The sequence below is a fragment of the Mycobacterium sp. genome (assembly GCF_049647605.1).
In the GTDB taxonomy this organism is placed as follows: Bacteria; Actinomycetota; Actinomycetes; order Mycobacteriales; family Mycobacteriaceae; genus Mycobacterium.
The window spans coordinates 1-14,899 of sequence record NZ_JBARXZ010000113.1; the positions used below are offsets into that span (position 1 = coordinate 1).

General features: G+C 62.5%; 15 protein-coding genes and 2 pseudogenes. 5 read left to right on the plus strand and 12 right to left on the minus strand.

The window, feature by feature from the left end; genetic code table 11:
- Positions 1 to 206 precede the first annotated feature (206 nt).
- The 3 genes from WBB07_RS14505 to WBB07_RS14515 form a co-directional block, all read right to left on the minus strand.
- Positions 207 to 692 carry a MarR family winged helix-turn-helix transcriptional regulator gene (locus tag WBB07_RS14505; protein ID WP_526308819.1) on the minus strand — a complete coding sequence of 162 codons (486 nt, stop codon included), beginning with the start codon at positions 690 to 692 and terminating at the stop codon, positions 207 to 209.
- A 502-nt stretch (positions 693 to 1,194) separates the two neighbouring features.
- Positions 1,195 to 1,800: a hypothetical protein gene (locus WBB07_RS14510; protein WP_526308821.1), complete on the minus strand. Its 606-nt coding sequence runs from the start codon at positions 1,798 to 1,800 to the stop codon at positions 1,195 to 1,197.
- 696 nt (positions 1,801 to 2,496) lie between these two features.
- Complete coding sequence (locus tag WBB07_RS14515; RefSeq protein WP_526308823.1) at positions 2,497 to 3,096, minus strand: TetR/AcrR family transcriptional regulator; 600 nt, start codon at positions 3,094 to 3,096, stop codon at positions 2,497 to 2,499.
- Positions 3,097 to 3,185: 89 nt separating this feature from the next.
- Here WBB07_RS14515 and WBB07_RS14520 point away from each other — a divergent pair, with 89 nt between their 5' ends.
- A complete protein-coding gene (locus WBB07_RS14520; protein WP_526308825.1) occupies positions 3,186 to 5,165 on the plus strand; it encodes an FAD-dependent oxidoreductase in 1,980 nt (659 codons plus the stop codon).
- Positions 5,166 to 5,499: 334 nt separating this feature from the next.
- On the opposite strand, the gene pdxR is transcribed toward WBB07_RS14520, so the two are convergent.
- The gene (gene pdxR, locus WBB07_RS14525) at positions 5,500 to 7,044 is read right to left on the minus strand and encodes a MocR-like pyridoxine biosynthesis transcription factor PdxR (RefSeq protein WP_526308881.1); all 1,545 of its coding nucleotides are present in this window, start codon (positions 7,042 to 7,044) and stop codon (positions 5,500 to 5,502) included.
- A gap of 124 nt (positions 7,045 to 7,168) precedes the next feature.
- Between pdxR and WBB07_RS14530 the strand changes: the two genes are divergently transcribed.
- Positions 7,169 to 7,693, plus strand: a complete 525-nt coding sequence (locus tag WBB07_RS14530) for an antibiotic biosynthesis monooxygenase family protein (RefSeq protein ID WP_526308883.1) — start codon at positions 7,169 to 7,171, stop codon at positions 7,691 to 7,693.
- A 57-nt stretch (positions 7,694 to 7,750) separates the two neighbouring features.
- Entirely contained in the window at positions 7,751 to 8,581 is an 831-nt protein-coding gene (locus tag WBB07_RS14535; RefSeq protein WP_526308827.1) for a cupin domain-containing protein, read from the plus strand.
- A 152-nt stretch (positions 8,582 to 8,733) separates the two neighbouring features.
- On the opposite strand, the gene WBB07_RS14540 is transcribed toward WBB07_RS14535, so the two are convergent.
- From WBB07_RS14540 to WBB07_RS14550, 3 genes are read right to left on the minus strand one after another with little or no spacing between them, the layout of a single operon-like run.
- The gene (locus tag WBB07_RS14540; protein ID WP_526308829.1) at positions 8,734 to 9,489 is read right to left on the minus strand and encodes an SDR family NAD(P)-dependent oxidoreductase; all 756 of its coding nucleotides are present in this window, start codon (positions 9,487 to 9,489) and stop codon (positions 8,734 to 8,736) included.
- Between the two features lie 56 nt (positions 9,490 to 9,545).
- On the minus strand, positions 9,546 to 10,502 hold the full coding sequence (locus tag WBB07_RS14545) for an LLM class F420-dependent oxidoreductase (RefSeq protein ID WP_526308831.1): 957 nt from the start codon (positions 10,500 to 10,502) through the stop codon (positions 9,546 to 9,548).
- Positions 10,503 to 10,542: 40 nt separating this feature from the next.
- A complete protein-coding gene (locus WBB07_RS14550) occupies positions 10,543 to 11,592 on the minus strand; it encodes a zinc-dependent alcohol dehydrogenase family protein (RefSeq protein ID WP_526308833.1) in 1,050 nt (349 codons plus the stop codon).
- A 135-nt stretch (positions 11,593 to 11,727) separates the two neighbouring features.
- Between WBB07_RS14550 and WBB07_RS14555 the strand changes: the two genes are divergently transcribed.
- A complete protein-coding gene (locus tag WBB07_RS14555) occupies positions 11,728 to 12,045 on the plus strand; it encodes an RrF2 family transcriptional regulator (RefSeq protein ID WP_526308835.1) in 318 nt (105 codons plus the stop codon).
- Between the two features lie 65 nt (positions 12,046 to 12,110).
- Positions 12,111 to 12,371, plus strand: a pseudogene (locus WBB07_RS14560) (IS30 family transposase); the annotation flags it as partial.
- Between the two features lie 7 nt (positions 12,372 to 12,378).
- On the opposite strand, the pseudogene WBB07_RS14565 reads toward WBB07_RS14560, so the two are convergent.
- The 5 genes and pseudogenes from WBB07_RS14565 to WBB07_RS14585 form a co-directional block, all read right to left on the minus strand.
- Positions 12,379 to 12,549, minus strand: a pseudogene (locus WBB07_RS14565) (DDE-type integrase/transposase/recombinase); the annotation flags it as partial.
- A 14-nt stretch (positions 12,550 to 12,563) separates the two neighbouring features.
- Positions 12,564 to 12,773, minus strand: coding sequence for a hypothetical protein (locus WBB07_RS14570; RefSeq protein WP_526308837.1), 210 nt, complete (start codon positions 12,771 to 12,773; stop codon positions 12,564 to 12,566).
- 181 nt (positions 12,774 to 12,954) lie between these two features.
- Positions 12,955 to 13,356 carry an IS3 family transposase gene (locus tag WBB07_RS14575; RefSeq protein ID WP_526308839.1) on the minus strand — a complete coding sequence of 134 codons (402 nt, stop codon included), beginning with the start codon at positions 13,354 to 13,356 and terminating at the stop codon, positions 12,955 to 12,957.
- Between the two features lie 26 nt (positions 13,357 to 13,382).
- Positions 13,383 to 13,679: a transposase gene (locus WBB07_RS14580; protein WP_526308841.1), complete on the minus strand. Its 297-nt coding sequence runs from the start codon at positions 13,677 to 13,679 to the stop codon at positions 13,383 to 13,385.
- A 305-nt stretch (positions 13,680 to 13,984) separates the two neighbouring features.
- Positions 13,985 to 14,758, minus strand: a complete 774-nt coding sequence (locus tag WBB07_RS14585; protein WP_526308843.1) for a polysaccharide deacetylase family protein — start codon at positions 14,756 to 14,758, stop codon at positions 13,985 to 13,987.
- Positions 14,759 to 14,899: the final 141 nt, after the last annotated feature.

Below are 14,899 nucleotides of genomic sequence, written 5' to 3' on the forward strand. Positions count from 1 at the left end.
GATCAGTGGGCCCCGCTCTTGAGCGGGGCCCACTGTCGTGTCAAATGTGGCCAGACATGGTGTTGCTGAGAGGAGTTCGCGAACACACGCATTTACACCTCGTGCCGCATCGGCACCCCGCCAGGCATATGCACCTAGCGGCCAGTGTGACGCGCAACCTCAACCAGACACCCTCTGCGCCAACGAGTTCAGCGATGCTGATCTAGCTAATGAGTGTAGGGATCCAAACCACGCAGCCAACTGAGATGAGCTTGTTGGAGTTCGTCCGCACGGGTGAGGAATCTGACGATCAGGGCGATCTCCGCCGCGCTGTACTGGCTCAACAACACCTTGCCACCCTGATCCAGCAGCGGGGAGGTGAGTTCCGAGATTCGGCGGCCAGCAAGAGTGGTCGCCAACACGATAACTCGCCGGCGATCGGTGGGATGCAGCGATCGACTGACGTAGCCCAGCTTCTCCAGTCGGTTGAGCACGGTAGTGGTGCCGGCGGCAGTGAGGCCGAGCCGGTCAGCCAGAAGTCCCGGCGTCGTGGCCTTCTCGCCCGCAAGGAGAATGAGCAAGAGGGCACGTAGACCTGTCTGATTGACGCCGAGCACCCTCACCAATTCGTGCGCCAAGTCGTCGACGGATCCATGAAAAGATTCCAGTCTTGTCTTTAGGATTACGGCGATCCGAGCGAGTTCGGTTGGCATCGGACGAAAATCCTCCCACCCAGCGCTGGCCCCCCTTTGGTGGACATGGGACCGAGCGGCCCGTGCCGACTGATCGAGCCGGTTTCCTGAGCCGCGGTTTGATTATAACGACGGTGGAGTGGCCTACGCATCGATTATCGAGGCTTTCGCTCGAACTGTGGACGGTGGAACTTTCCGCGGCTTTGGCCACCAGCACGCGCCGGTCATTGAACTCTCAGAAGAATTTAGTCGCAGTGTTACCAACACCCTTCCGCCTGGTCGACGGACACGTTTGTGCCTGGTGTGCGCAATCTGATTCGGGAGACTAGTCGTCATGCTCGATGGCGACTGGAGAATAGCAATAACCCTCGACTGGAATGGTCCTTCGGCCCAGTCGAGGGTCATTCATCGCTGCACTTCTCCAGGCTATGCGCTCAACCTGACCTGACCCGATCGGCGCCGACCGTATATGCAGTTGGCTGGTTCTTGCGCGCCATCTGATTGGCCTGTCCGGCCTGCAGAGTTAGGTGACAGTCGTGGTGGTGAGCGTCGGAGAAGGATTCGGGTAGCACGAGGTTGCGATGTTACCAAGAATTGGAATGTTGGTGTTGAAGGTCATGCCGGGGTTGGCATAGCTGGTGCCGGCATACTTGCTGGTAATCGAACCGGGAGCGGTGGCCGTCACGTTGATGGTGACGGCGGGCGGGATGTATGTCGTACCGCCGGGAATTGGGCCAGGAATGGTAAGCACAACATTCCCGCTCACTAGAGCCGTCGAGCCGGGGTAAGTCCCACCGGATGCGCTGGAGGAGACATATGTCGAATTTGCCGGGATCGGGATGAGCATCTTCATGGTGTTGACGTTATTGATCGTAACGCCGCTCGCCGACGACGGAATCGTCGATGAACCCGGCGCAATGGTAATGGCTACGGGAGAACCCGCGGTCACCGAAGTCGGCGCGGTGCCGGTGACCGACGCCGTCTGGGTCGACGTCCCAACCGAGGCCTGGCAAGCCCAGTTCACAGAGACGACGGCTGCATGTGCCGTCCCGGCGAAACAAAGTGCGGCGGCAAGGGCCATCGGAGTAATGGCGCCGGCACGAAACAGCGTGGATGTATTCGATCGCATAGTTGCCTCCGAAAGGTAATAGTGACGGTGTGGCCGGGATGCCGCGCCGCGGTAGATCGGAAAAACGATAACTCGCATCCATCGAAATTCCTGACACATTTCAGACACGTTTCTATGGCTATTTTTGTTTGTTTATAACTAGTTATTCAGCGTTAAATATAAGCAAGTAAAAGTTATCACCGCAAAGACATTGGATGCGGAATCATATTGGAGTGCGCTTGGGGGCGGTGTGAATCATCGATGGTCCGGTCGCGGCGCACAGCGGAAGTCACGCGAGCGATGAATGCGATATCGGACGTATGCGACCTAAGGAACCAACCAAGTCGTCGCGGGGGCGGAAGGATCGGTGCAAGCTGGGCGTCACCCGAAGCGGTATGCCGTTGCCAGGTCCTCACCTTCAGCGACATCTGTGTGACCCGCTGACATGTGGTCGTGCAGGCTGTCTCGCGGCGATGTCGCCTACATTTGTCTCCGAATCGCTGCATTTCCTACCCGCCTAGGTCGCCGCTCACTACTGACGGGAGGACGCAGAAGGTGTTCGCGCACTGCGTGCTAACCGAATTCTTCGCGCGAGTCGATGAGAGTGTCCTCGCCTGGCGGATAAGCAGATCAGAATCTTCACGTCCGTGGTCGGCGGTGAGTCGTAAGCGGGCCACGGTTTCGGCGAGCTCGCCGATCACCAGGTTGAGCGCTGTCTCATCGCATATTGACCGCGGATGTGTGGTCCAATCCATGCTCCAAGAGGTCGAAGATCGCATCGAGGGCTTCGCGGGGCTGTGGCTCGTCAGCCACGAACTGCGGAATCTCCAACACGTACCGCGCCACCGCACGTGCTGTCACATCGTCGGGCGATCGACCCAATTCGGCTGCGACCGCCTCGGCTAGTGGCTTCTCGCAACGGATCCACAGCTTTCGCGAGTATTCCCGGAGCGCAGGGGTGGTCATGATCAGTTCGGTACGCCGGACGAAGGCTTGCGAGAGACTGGGCTCGAACGGTCCCCTGCCGGCCATGAAATCCCGCAGCGCTGCGAGCACTGAAGTGTGCGCCGCCCGATTGTGAACGGCCGAAAGCAGGCTCTCCCGACGTTCCACGCCGTCGTCGAACATCACCGCCGGCTTGCCATCGGGGACGTGCTTGAACAACGTGGGCACCGAGACATCGACCTCGTCCGCGATGTCCTTCACCGGCACGGCGTCGTATCCCCGGGCCAGGAACAGACGTTCGGCCGCCTCAGCCAACGCACTACGCGTCTGCGCGTTCTTACGGGCGCGACGGCCCGGCACGTCAGTCGTCACCCAATCACCCTACACGCCAAACTAGACTTGCTGAACTAATTAAGTCCCTATATAACTTTAGTCAATAAACCATTGCGTCAGGAGTTGAAGTGAAGACAGCACGTACAGATGCCACCTCCACCTTGATCGTCGGAGGCAGCCTCGTGGGTCTATCGGCGGCGGTCTTCCTCGCATCGCACGGCGTACCGACGACACTCATCGAGCGCCATTCCGGCAGCGCGTTGCACCCCCGCGCCATCGGCTACACGACGCGCACGATGGAGCTGTTCCGCGGCGTCGGGATCGAGTTGCCACCGAGCACGCAGCACGGCCCACCGCGCCGCGCTCGTGTCGAAAGTCTTGCCGGACAGTGGTTTGAGGAGTATCCGTGGTCACCCCCGGCGACGGCCGCCTCCATGGCGGCAGACCATTCCCCGGTGCGGGCCAGCGCGATAGCCCAAGACGCATTGGAGCCCATCTTGCGCAAACGAGCCATCGAACTCGGCGCTGACTTGCGCTTGGGCACCGAGCTCGTCTCCTTCGACGACCACGGTGATGGTGTCACCGCTACGGTGCGCCGACGGGCCGATGGAAGCGAATACCGCCTCGACACCGACTTTTTGGTCGCGGCCGACGGGGCCGGCAGCGAGATCCGGGGCCGCCTGGGCATTGCCCGGACCGGGCGAGGCCTGCTGTCAGTTCAGCGCAGCATCCTCTTCAGGGCGCCCGAGCTGGAGCACTATCTGCGCCAGGGCATCGTGCAGTTCGAGATTGAACAACACGGGTTCGAGGCCTTCCTGACGACCTACTCCGACGGACGTTGGGTATTGATGCTCAAAGACGACCTCGACCGCACCGAAGACGAACAGCGCGCGGCGATTCGGCGCGCCACGGGAATCGACGACCTGGGGATCGACCTGATCACCACCGGACGTTGGGAACTGTCGGCGCTCATCGCCGACCACTTCAGTTGCGGGAGAGTCTTTCTCGCCGGGGACGCCGCGCACCAACTCCCGCCGAATCGCGGCGGTTACGGCGCCAACACCGGAATCGGCGATGTCCACAACCTCGCGTGGAAGATCGCCGCGGTCCACACCGGCCGCAGCGAGCCGGCGCTTCTCGACACCTACGACGCCGAACGACGCCCAGTCGCCTGGCTACGGCACGAGCAGATCTTCGCCCGCGCCGATTACAAGGCCTACATCGATACCCCCACCTCCGAGACCAAGATCATCGATGACGTCGCCATGGAACTCGGCCAGCTCTACCGCGCCGTCGCGCCGGCCAACATGAGTCCCGACCTGCCGGAGGCCCGCAGACCTGATGAATGGGTCGGGCAACCCGGTACGCGCGCGCCGCATGTGTGGGTCGCACCCGGTCGATCTACTCTGGACCATTTTGGGCGGCATTGGACCCTCGTCACCGGCTCAGAAGCATGGCGCACCGCCGCCGAATCCGTCGCTGTCAAACTCGGTCTTCCAATCGACATCCTCGGTGTGACAAGCGAATCCGAGGCTCGCGCCCACATCCTGACAGCATTTGGACTGGGACCCAGCGGAGCCTCCTTGGTCCGACCTGACGGGTACATCGCGTGGCGCTCCGTGACTGCTCCAACCAGTCGCGAGGCGGCGTTGACGACGGCACTCAGCACCGCAGCCGTACTCAGCCCGAGACCGTCGCACTGGGACGACCACGCTGCCCTCGTCGACCTGACCTCCCGCTACGCCAACGCGATCAACCGCGGGTGGGGCGGCAAGACCATCCACCCCGAGGACATCGCGCACATCTTTGCCCCCGATGGCACCTTCACGCACCCGGGCACACCCCCGACGGTCGGAGCCGCCGCAATTGCAGCAGGTTTGGAGCAAGCCACCGCAGCCGTACCGTTCGCCATGCACGCCTTCTTGAACCCCATCCTGGACATCGACGGCGACCGTGCCACCGGTCAATGGCTGATGTGGGTCGCGGCCGACGGCAACGAGGACCCCCGCGCGGCATACCTCGGCGCAGACATCACCTACACACGCACCCCGGAAGGGTGGCGGATCCAATCGATCATCATCGTGCCCGGAATTCGCATACCCGCGTGAGGATGACGCGGTCACGCCCTGGCAGGTGAAGTGCTCGCGGGCCGGCGAGCGGCTGTGCCGACACCGTTTGGCACAGCCGCTTCGGGTAACAGGGGCGGCGGTGAGTTCTCTCCGCCGCCGGTGCAGGTGTCAGCCTGGGAGCGGAGAACAAAGGACGAACTTGTTACCCAGGGGTCTTCCGCGACTGCTCAGATCTCGTGTGGTCCGGCCGTCGGTTCGAGGTGCACTGGGCCGCACGCCTGACGCACTGCCTGCACCGTGGCGGTGATATCTGCGACCTTGAAGGATGCGGCCACCGAAGGGCCTGCGACGCTTTCATAGCTGAAGTGCGCGACTACTGATCGAAGATGCGTCGCAACACATCGACGGCCGTCGCCGTGTCTGAAGTACTTGTTCCCGCATAGCCAAGCAGCACTGCGGGAGGTAGTTGCCTGTCGATGCAGTGTATCGACAGGGGCCAAAGATGAATGCCCGCCTCAGCCGCACGCTGAGACACGTTGTGCTCGTCCAGTTCTCCGACGAGCCAACCAACCAGATGCAATCCATTGCCTGACGGTTCCACTCGTATCGAATCAGCGATATGCCTTCGGACTTGGTCGATGAGGAATGTTTGGCGCTCTGAGTAGAGCGCCCGCATGTGCCGAAGATGACGAGCGAAGTGTCCTTCTTGCATGAAGTCGGTGAGAACAGCTTGGTCGACCAAGGGTGAGTGCATGTCCGAACTCAGGTGTGCGGCGACAAAACCGTCCACCAGATCTGGGGGCGCGATCACGTAACCTATGCGCAGCCCAGGAAACATCGTTTTGCTGAATGTGCCGACATAGATCACCCGACGGTGCGGGTCGATCGCCCGCAATGCCGCCAGAGGCTTTCCCCGGTAGTGGAATTCATTATCATAGTCGTCCTCCACGACCCACGCTCCGCTACTGGCCGCCCACTCCAGGAGTGCTAGACGCCGGTCGAGCGCCATAGTGACCCCCAGGGGAAATTGATGCGAAGGTGTGACGATCGCCAGCTTCGCTTTCGGCTCGGCTTCGACACCAGCCACGACGTCGAGTCCGTTGACATCAACCGGTACCGGTACGATTCGCGCGCCCGAGGAAATGAGCGCTGTCTTAGCGCCCAGGTAGCACGGATCTTCGAGCCAGACGGGATCGCCGGGGTCGAGAAGTATGCGACCACAGAACTCCAAGGCCTGCTGGGAGCCGGAAACGATCACCACCTGATCGGCGGTGCAGCGAATTCCGCGTGATATCGCTACGTGTGAAGCAATCGCTTCGCGCAGCGGACGGTATCCGGCCGGATCGTCGTAGCACATCAAGTCACGGCTAGACCGTCGCAGACGCGAACTCACCATTCGAACCCACAAGTCCGTTGGGAAGTCAGAGAGCCCAGGAAGTCCGATCTGAAACGCAGTCGACCGGGCCGGAACGCCAGTAGTGGCCGGCAACGGCATCCGTGCAGCCATGGTGATCGACTGACCTCGCGCCGAGAAACACTGCCCCAAAGTGGAATTCGATCTTGTCCCGGGCGCGTGGTCGGTCATCAGGTTCTGCGGGACCACAGTGGCTGCGACATACGTCCCAGACCCACGGCGCTTGTCAAGATAGCCCTCAGCGTCCAGCTGTTCGAATGCCGCCAGCACTGTATTGCGCGAGAGTCCGGCCTCTGCGGCCAGACGCCGGCTGGCCGGCAGCCGGGACCCAGGAGGAAGCTGCCCGTCGAGAATACCGTCGCGGATCTGCTCGTAGAGCCTTCGATACGCAGGCAGAGATCGTGCTGCACCAGCGCCTTCGCCCTCGTTACCGATAGATGACAAGTGGTACCCCTCGATTGTCCGAGATTGGATCTGTTGCCTGGGAAGATTTCGACAGATCATTGGAGCCAACACTTAGACAGTGTGCCTCACATCACAAACACTCGAGCAGCCAGCTTGAGCGCACATATTGGCAACCCTGATAGTCACCAGCACGAGCCTCGGCGACACGAAAGGTCCCCGCACAATGGCGGTATATCTGAGTATGCAGCGCGTCCGATTCTCCAGCCCCGACGCGTACGAGAAGTTCAAGGTCGTTTTCGCCGACACCCGCCACCACCTGATGGATCTGCCCGGATTCATGCATCTGACCTGGTGGGCACACCCAGAAGACCCGAACTGGTTCAATGAGTGCAGCTTCTGGGCGAACAGAGAATCGCTACGCGACTGGCACATGAACGACTATCACAAGCGCGCCAAAGCCTGGGCCGCCAACGGCGCAATCATGGAAGACATCATCACCAACTTCGAGTTGACGGGAACTCGCCTGCTGCGAATTTGTCCGTGCTGCAATCTCGTGCAGGACAAGGAGTATCACCTCGAGCAGGAGCAAGCCGTACTGCGGGAGGTGTGTCCCGAGTGCGGATTCCACTTTCCTTACATGACCGAGAAGCCGTCCAGCTTTGCAGTCTTCAAGGATGTCCCTCTGCCCGCACCGGTCACGGAGGAGTCGCAGGCCCACAGTGCATCATCAACCCCCAGCAACGCCTGACCTTCTAGCAAAGTTCCCAAAGACATTGTTACGCAACCCATCACCAATGGAGATGACATGACCACATCAATCACCCGCACGATCGAGACCGGCAATCGCAACAGCACCGGAGAGTGGGTGCCCTTCGCCTGGGAGGATCCACTGCACGGCCCGCAGGAGAAGGGTGAAGTCGTCTTCATCCGGACAGGCGGAACCTCCGGGACTCTACAGGCAGGCCTCTGGCGGACAGGAAGGGGCATCGCGGGCTGCGAACCCGACGGCACCTGTCATGTTGTCTACTCCGCACCATTGGGTGACGAGACGATGGTCATCCTGGAGGGGACCGCGGAGGTAACCAATACTGCCACCGGCAAAGTGGTGCATCTTGAAGCCGGATCGATCATCAGCCACCCGAAGGGTGTTGACTTGAGATGGCATGTGACCAGTCCGTTCTTGAAGAAGTTCTGGGTTATCTGGGACAGCCCGCAGCCAGCCACTGTTGAAAGCGAAGTTTACGTCGGTAACATCAGCGACGACCCGGAGGAGTGGGCGCCCTACGAATGGGTCGAACCCGACGACGGTCCGCAGGTCTGTGGCGAACTGTTCGCACTTCGAAGCACCGGTAGCACCGGATCCCTCAAGTGTGGTCTCTGGCGAACCGGCGTGGGTATCGCAGGGTGTGACGCCGATGGATCCGCCACCGTGCCCTACACCGCCCCCCTCGGCGACGAAACAATGCTCATTCTCGAAGGTAACGCGCACCTGATCGACAATGAAACGGGTGACGAGTACAACTTCAAAGCCGGAGATATCGTCGCCCTGCCTTCCGGTTTGAGAACGACCTGGACGTCGAAAGCCCCGTTCGTCAAGAAGTTCTGGATCATTACCAACGAAGCGGCACCGGCCTGATTTCGCCACCTCCGACACACATGCGCTCGCGTTGGCGCAGAAAGATTCCCGTGTGGCGGCGGTGCCCCACCGATGCGGACACGAACGGATCGTGACGTGGGACGTGGCTGCCCACGTCACGATCAGAGCGGGCGTGACCGATGACTCGACGATCAGAGCTGAGTCATGCCGCCATCAGCGACGAGATCGATGCCGGTGATGAAGCTGGAGTCGCTCGAAGCCAGGAACAGTGCGGCCTTAGCCACCTCTTCAGGGCGTCCCATCCGCCCGAGCGGCACTCTGCTCACGGTCTGCTCCATGAAGTCTCGCTCCTCCTCCGGGGTGCGACCCGACGTGTTGAGGATCGGCGTGTCGATCAGTCCGGGGCTCAACGTGTTGACACGGATGCCGCGATCCTTGAACTCGGCGGCCCAGGTCCGTGCAAACGAGCGGACCGCCGCCTTGGACGCGGAATAGGGCCCGAAGCCCGGAACGCCCAAATAGTGTGCGTTGGAGGCGGTCAGGACGATCGATGCGCCGTCGCTGAGGAGGTCGACTGCCTTCTGCACGGTGAAGAACACGCCCCGCGCATTGGCGCCGAAGACCTTGTCGAAGTGTTCCGGTGTTGCGGAGGCGCCTTCCGGTGCCAGACCGCCCACGGCGGCATTGGCGAAGATGACGTCGACGCGGCCCTTCTCACACCCGACGACCTCGTACAGTCTGTCGAGGTCGTCGAGTTCGGCGACGTCACCCTGAACCGGGGTGACGTTGCGACCGATCTCGTTGGCCGCCTTGTCGAGTTCGGTCGCACGACGGCCGGTGATGAAGACGTAGGCGCCCTCGGCGACAAATTCCTTGGCGGTCGCGAGACCGATACCGCTCGAACCGCCGGTGATGACCGCGACTTTGCCTTCAAGCTTTCCGGACATGGGTGAACCTTCCCTTGCTGATGTGTTGAACTTGCGGTCGCGCGCGGTCGAGCCCGCTATGGCTCAGGATCGGTTGCGGCGCCCAGGAGTACGCCGCCTCCGATGGTGGCGTCGGTGGTGCCGTAGCGGTCAGTCAGGTCGCCGGCCAGTGAGCGCAGTGCGTCTGCGGGCAGTGCGGGTACCAGGATCCGAGTGACGCCGAGGTGTGCGTAGGCGTCGGCGGTGCGGCACAGCTCGTCGATGATCGCCTGGCGGCGCGTGCCGTCGCCGAGGCCACCGAGGTCGCCGGCGTAGGGAACGGTGACCTCGATGACGTTCGCGTCCCGCCCGGCGGCATCTGCTTCGGTGCGGATCGTGTCGAGCAGCGGTTGGAGCGCCTCGGGACTTTCGACAGTGGGAAAGAATCCGTCACCGATGCGTCCGGCGCGACGCGCTGCGCGGCTGGACCCGCCACCGATGACGATGGGGACGCCGCCCTTGACCGGGTGGGGCAGGCTGATCGCGTCGTCGAAGCTGGCGTAGGTGGTGTCGACGGTGGCCTTGGTGTCACGCCACAGGGCGCGCATCGCGGTCACGTAATCGTCATGGCGGCGTCCGCGATCCGGGAACGGTACCCCGACGGCGGCGAACTCCTCTTCGAGCCAGCCGACGCCGACACCGAGGTGTACTCGCCCACCGGAGAGCACATCGAGGGTGGCGACCTGTTTAGCGAGCACGAGGGGATTACGTTGGGGCAGAACGAGAATCCCGGTAGCCAGAATAATGCGTTCGGTGATGGCGGCGGCGTAGGTGAGCCAGATCAGCGGGTCGGCGAGGTCGACTTCGACCTGGCCGCCCAGCATTTTTCCGGTTTTGTCGTAGGGGTAGGTGGTCTTGTAGGTGGCCGGGACGACTACGTGGTCGATCGCCCATACCGAGTCCAACCCGACCTCTTCGGCGAGCCGCGCGGTGGTCGCGGCAGCGGAAGGGTGAGCTCCCTGGAAGCTGTTCACGCCTATCAGCCCGAATCTCATAGCTGGTCCTTCCGATCGTCGACAGCGCGGAGGTCGCGGATCACGGCCGGGTGACGCTGAGCAGGACTTTGCCTGCCAGACGCCCTGTTTCGAGGATGCGGTGGGCCTCCTGCACGTCGTCGAAAGCCAGCACGCGGTCGACGCCGACGCTCAGTGCGCCGCGCTTGCCGGCGTCGGTGATGTAGGCCTTGGCGGCGGCCAACCAGTCGGGGGATTCGACGAGTTCGAAGAGGTCTACGAAGCCGATGGACTTGCGGTCGAGGGCTACCAGTGGCACGTCGACGCGAGCCGCGCGGATGTCCGGCGAGGTTTGCGCGCCGTAGCAGAACACGTGCCCGAAGGGCGCAGTGGCGTTGATCAATTCAGCCAGCAGAGCGCCACCCACGGTGTCGTAGACCGCTGAGGCGCCACGGCCGGCGGTGATTGAGTCGACGATGGCGACGAGGTCCTCGTCGTCGGTGGCGATGGCGTGGTCGGCTCCCAGCGCGCGCAGTTCCGGCTTGCGTGCGGCGGTGCGGGTGGTGGCGATGACGGTTGCGCCGAAGTCGCGGGCGATCTGGATCAGTGCGGTGCCGACCGAAGAGGTTCCGGCGGTGACGATCACGGTGTCACCGGATCGGATCGGCACCTTGGTCGCCAGGGTGTAAGCCTGTAGGCCGGCCATCCACGTCGCGGCTTCCTGCTCGTCTGAGCGGTCGTCGGCCACGGCGACCAGGGCCTCGACGGGGACGTCGGCATGGGTGGCGTAGGTGCCGGTGCCGACCGTCGGAGACTGGATGGGCAGGATCGCGACCCGCTGCCCCACGGCAAACCCGTCGACGTCGGGTGCGGTGTCGACGATGGTGCCGACGGCTTCGACGCCCAGGGTCGCCGGCAGGGTGGGGGCGATGACGTAGTGGTCGCGCCGGAACAATGCCTCAAATCGGTTGAGCCCGATGACGTGGATCGCGACGCGCACGTGCCCGTCCGGTAGTGCCGGCAGTTGCAGCGGGACCACCTCCAGCACCTCCGGTCCGCCGAGGCGGGTGAATTCCACTCGGCGCATGGCGTCATCGACGTGGTTCTCACCGATTGTCAACGGCTGAGCCATCTTTCGCTCCCATGTGGGTGATGCCGCCGGCTTACGGCGGACTTTCGCCTGTCGGCTCATAATGTAACCATCGTGGTTACGTAAGACCATATGTAATCATGTTAGTTACAGTCAAGTCGAGTCCGAGGAGGTGCGTTGAGCGCGAACAGCCGGATGAGCCTTTCCGTACACGTGCTGACCTGGATCGCGTTCGATCGGCGAGGGACCGACAAGGAGATCGCGACCTCGGCGCGCATTGCGACGAGCGTCAACACCAACCCGGTGGTGATCCGGCGCTGCCTTGGCGAACTGCGTGACGCAGGCTTGGTGCAGTCCACCCGCGGCCGCGACGGTGGGTGGGCGTTGACCCGCGACGCCGCCGACATCACGTTGCTGGATGTCTATCTGGCGGTCGGCTGTGAGCCGATCTTCGCGATGCCAGCCGCCCCACCGGAGGGTCTGCTGCACGAATAGGTGACAGTTTTGGTCACGCGGCCTGACTGGCCGGTGTGGTCATGATTGCTTCGAATTCGATCGGGGTCGAAACCGGGATCCCCGTATTCTTCGCCGACCCACAATCACCGTGGCAACGCGGCACGAATGAAAACACCAACGGACTGCTACGCCAATACTTTCCGAAGGGCACCGACCTATCCCGATGGACCGCAGAGGACATCGAAGCGGTCGCTCACGCCCTCAACACCAGACCCCGCAAGACCCTCGGCTGGAAGACCCCAGCCGAGGCCTTCAACGACCAGCTACTCTTGCTCCAACAAGCCGGTGTTGCGACAACCGATTGAATCCGCCTTGCACGCCGTGGTCAGAATGGATGATCCCACCGGACTGGGGGTCGCGGTTGCTGATCGCCATACCGAGCGCGTTGGTGACCAACGCCGCGGTCTGACTCGAATCGATCGACCAGCCAACGACCCGCCTGGAGAACGTGTCGAGCACCACCGCGCAGTACACCTTGCCCTCGTAGGCTTGGATTCTCACGGTCGTCGCAACGCGGGCGGTTTACCCCCGCTGACGTCGCGCCCGGTGAAGATGCCGGCTTGATGAGCCCACTTGTAGCAGGTGACCCGCACGAACCCGAGTTCTCGGGCCACCGCAGAGACGTTGCCTCGGATGCCGAGCAACCGGAAGAACTCGGCCTTCTCCTTGGCGGTATAGGTCCTGGGCCGCGGGCGTCGTGATGCCACGCCAGCCTCGCGGCGCCACCGATACCCAGTGTCCGGGCTGACCCCCGCACCCGCCGCCGCTGCCCGAATCGTGCCTCCACGATCCAGCAACCGAAAGAACAACTCCCGCTGACCCGTTGAATACCGTGCCACACCTGGCCTATTCGCCGATTCATCAGACAACGCCGTGACCTCTTCCTCATCAAGGCGTTGCAACGACCCCAAGAATCCAAGCGGTACGATGCTCAGTGATATCGGTAACCCACAACCGATTTGGGGCATCGCGGGTGAACATCCGCTCAACCAGATCCGTCGCCGTGGGCGTCTCGTGACGGGGCCGGGGACGACGAGTACCGGGCAGGCCCTTGATGGTCGCGCGGGCCATCAGCATCTCGACCTGGTTGTGGCCGACCTGTAGACCCAACCCGAGGGTCAGTTCGGCGTGCACCCGGCGGGCACCGTAGGTGCCACGAGAGGCAGTGTGCACGGCGCGGATCTGCTCGGTCAGCCAGGCATGGCGGACGGCCCGAGCCGAGGGCGCCCGACTGCGCCATGCGTAGTAGCCCGAGTCGGTCACTTCTAACAGCCGGCACGCGACCTGCACCGGAAGTCCTTCTGCGGCCATAGTGGCTATGGCCGCGGACCGCCTTGTGGGTCGTTGGGCTCCCGCAGCAGCTCACGGGCCCTTTTGAGGATGGCGACCTCGGTTTCCAGCTCGCGGATGCGTCTATTGGCCGCACCGAGCTGGGCCAGTTCGGCGCGGTTGAGTCCGGGCAGCTGGCCGGTGTCGATGAGCTCTTGTTTGCGCCAGGCGTAGATCGTCTGATCGCTGATGTTCAGATCGGCGGCGATCTGCGCGATCGGACGCCCCGCGGCGACAAGGTCGAGCACCTTGCGGCGGAACTCTTCGGGAAAACGCTTGGGCATGGACACGGCTCCTTCAGCGGATGTCGCGACCAGAAGTCAAGCAAACCGACTCCATGAAACCCAAGGCACATCAAGGAGTCAACCAAACAGGGGGCAGTCCCGTTCTCACTTTTCGCTGCATATGCTTGACGCTCTGAACTGTGGTCATCCAGGTTGTCTCACTGTCGACGCATTGCCGTTTGTCTCACGGACCGCTTCATTTCCTACAACGCGGTCCGAGTGGCGGGACGCACGTTCGATCGGTGCTGTCTTTTCTGGAGAACCGGGATCGATCCCATTCTGTCTCAGAACGATATGGGCCGGAGTCAGGCAGCGGGCGCACCGACTGTGCGGAGGGCGAGTAGTTCGCTGACGGTGACAAATCGGTAGCCCTCGGACTGCAACCGGTCGATGATCTGCGGGACAGCGGCGCGCGACGCGGCGCGGCTTTCCAGCATGACGTGCAGCAAGATGATCGAGCCTGGGCGGACGGTTTCCACTGTTTCTTGCACGATCTGGTTGGTAGTCGGGTTACCGGCAGAATCTGGTTCCAGATCCCAGGTGACTGTGGTGCGTCCGTGTTCGGAGAGGTAGTGCGGAAGTGCCCAGAGCTTCTTGCCGTATGGCGGTCGAAACGTCACCGGACCGCGATAGCCCGTTCGCGTGATGGCTTCGTCGGTTCGCTCTATCTCGTCGGCGACGGTCTCACCGGATACGAACATCATCCGGCGGTGGGTGTAGGTGTGGTTGCCGATTTCGTGACCCGCGCGCGCAATCGCGGCACCTTGATCGGGGTGACGGTCCAGATCGGTGCCGTTGAGGTAGAACGTCGCCGGGATGTCCGCCGCGGCCAGCGTGTCGAGAACGGCCGGTGTCCACTCGGTGGGTCCGTCATCAAAAGTCAGGGCCACCACCTTGTCGGTGGTGTCGACCCGATTGACGATCTCACCGGCCAGTTGGAAAGTCCGAGACTTGGACAACGCGTAGCCGGCGAAAGTGGCCGCGAGCAGCACCACCAGCGCGATCGACGTTCCGATGACCCATTTCCGCACAAGATCCGTGTCTACCAGAACACCGGCCAACTGATCTTGATCGCCCATCGCCGACAACGATGGCCAGGCAGTTTGCCGCTTGTCTCGTTACTAGAGAAACGTGGCACTGCCAGGAACCGCCTACCGGTCCGGCATCGCTCCAGGTTCCGCAATCTCGTTTCCTTGTCTCACGAACCTGGCGGCTCCGCC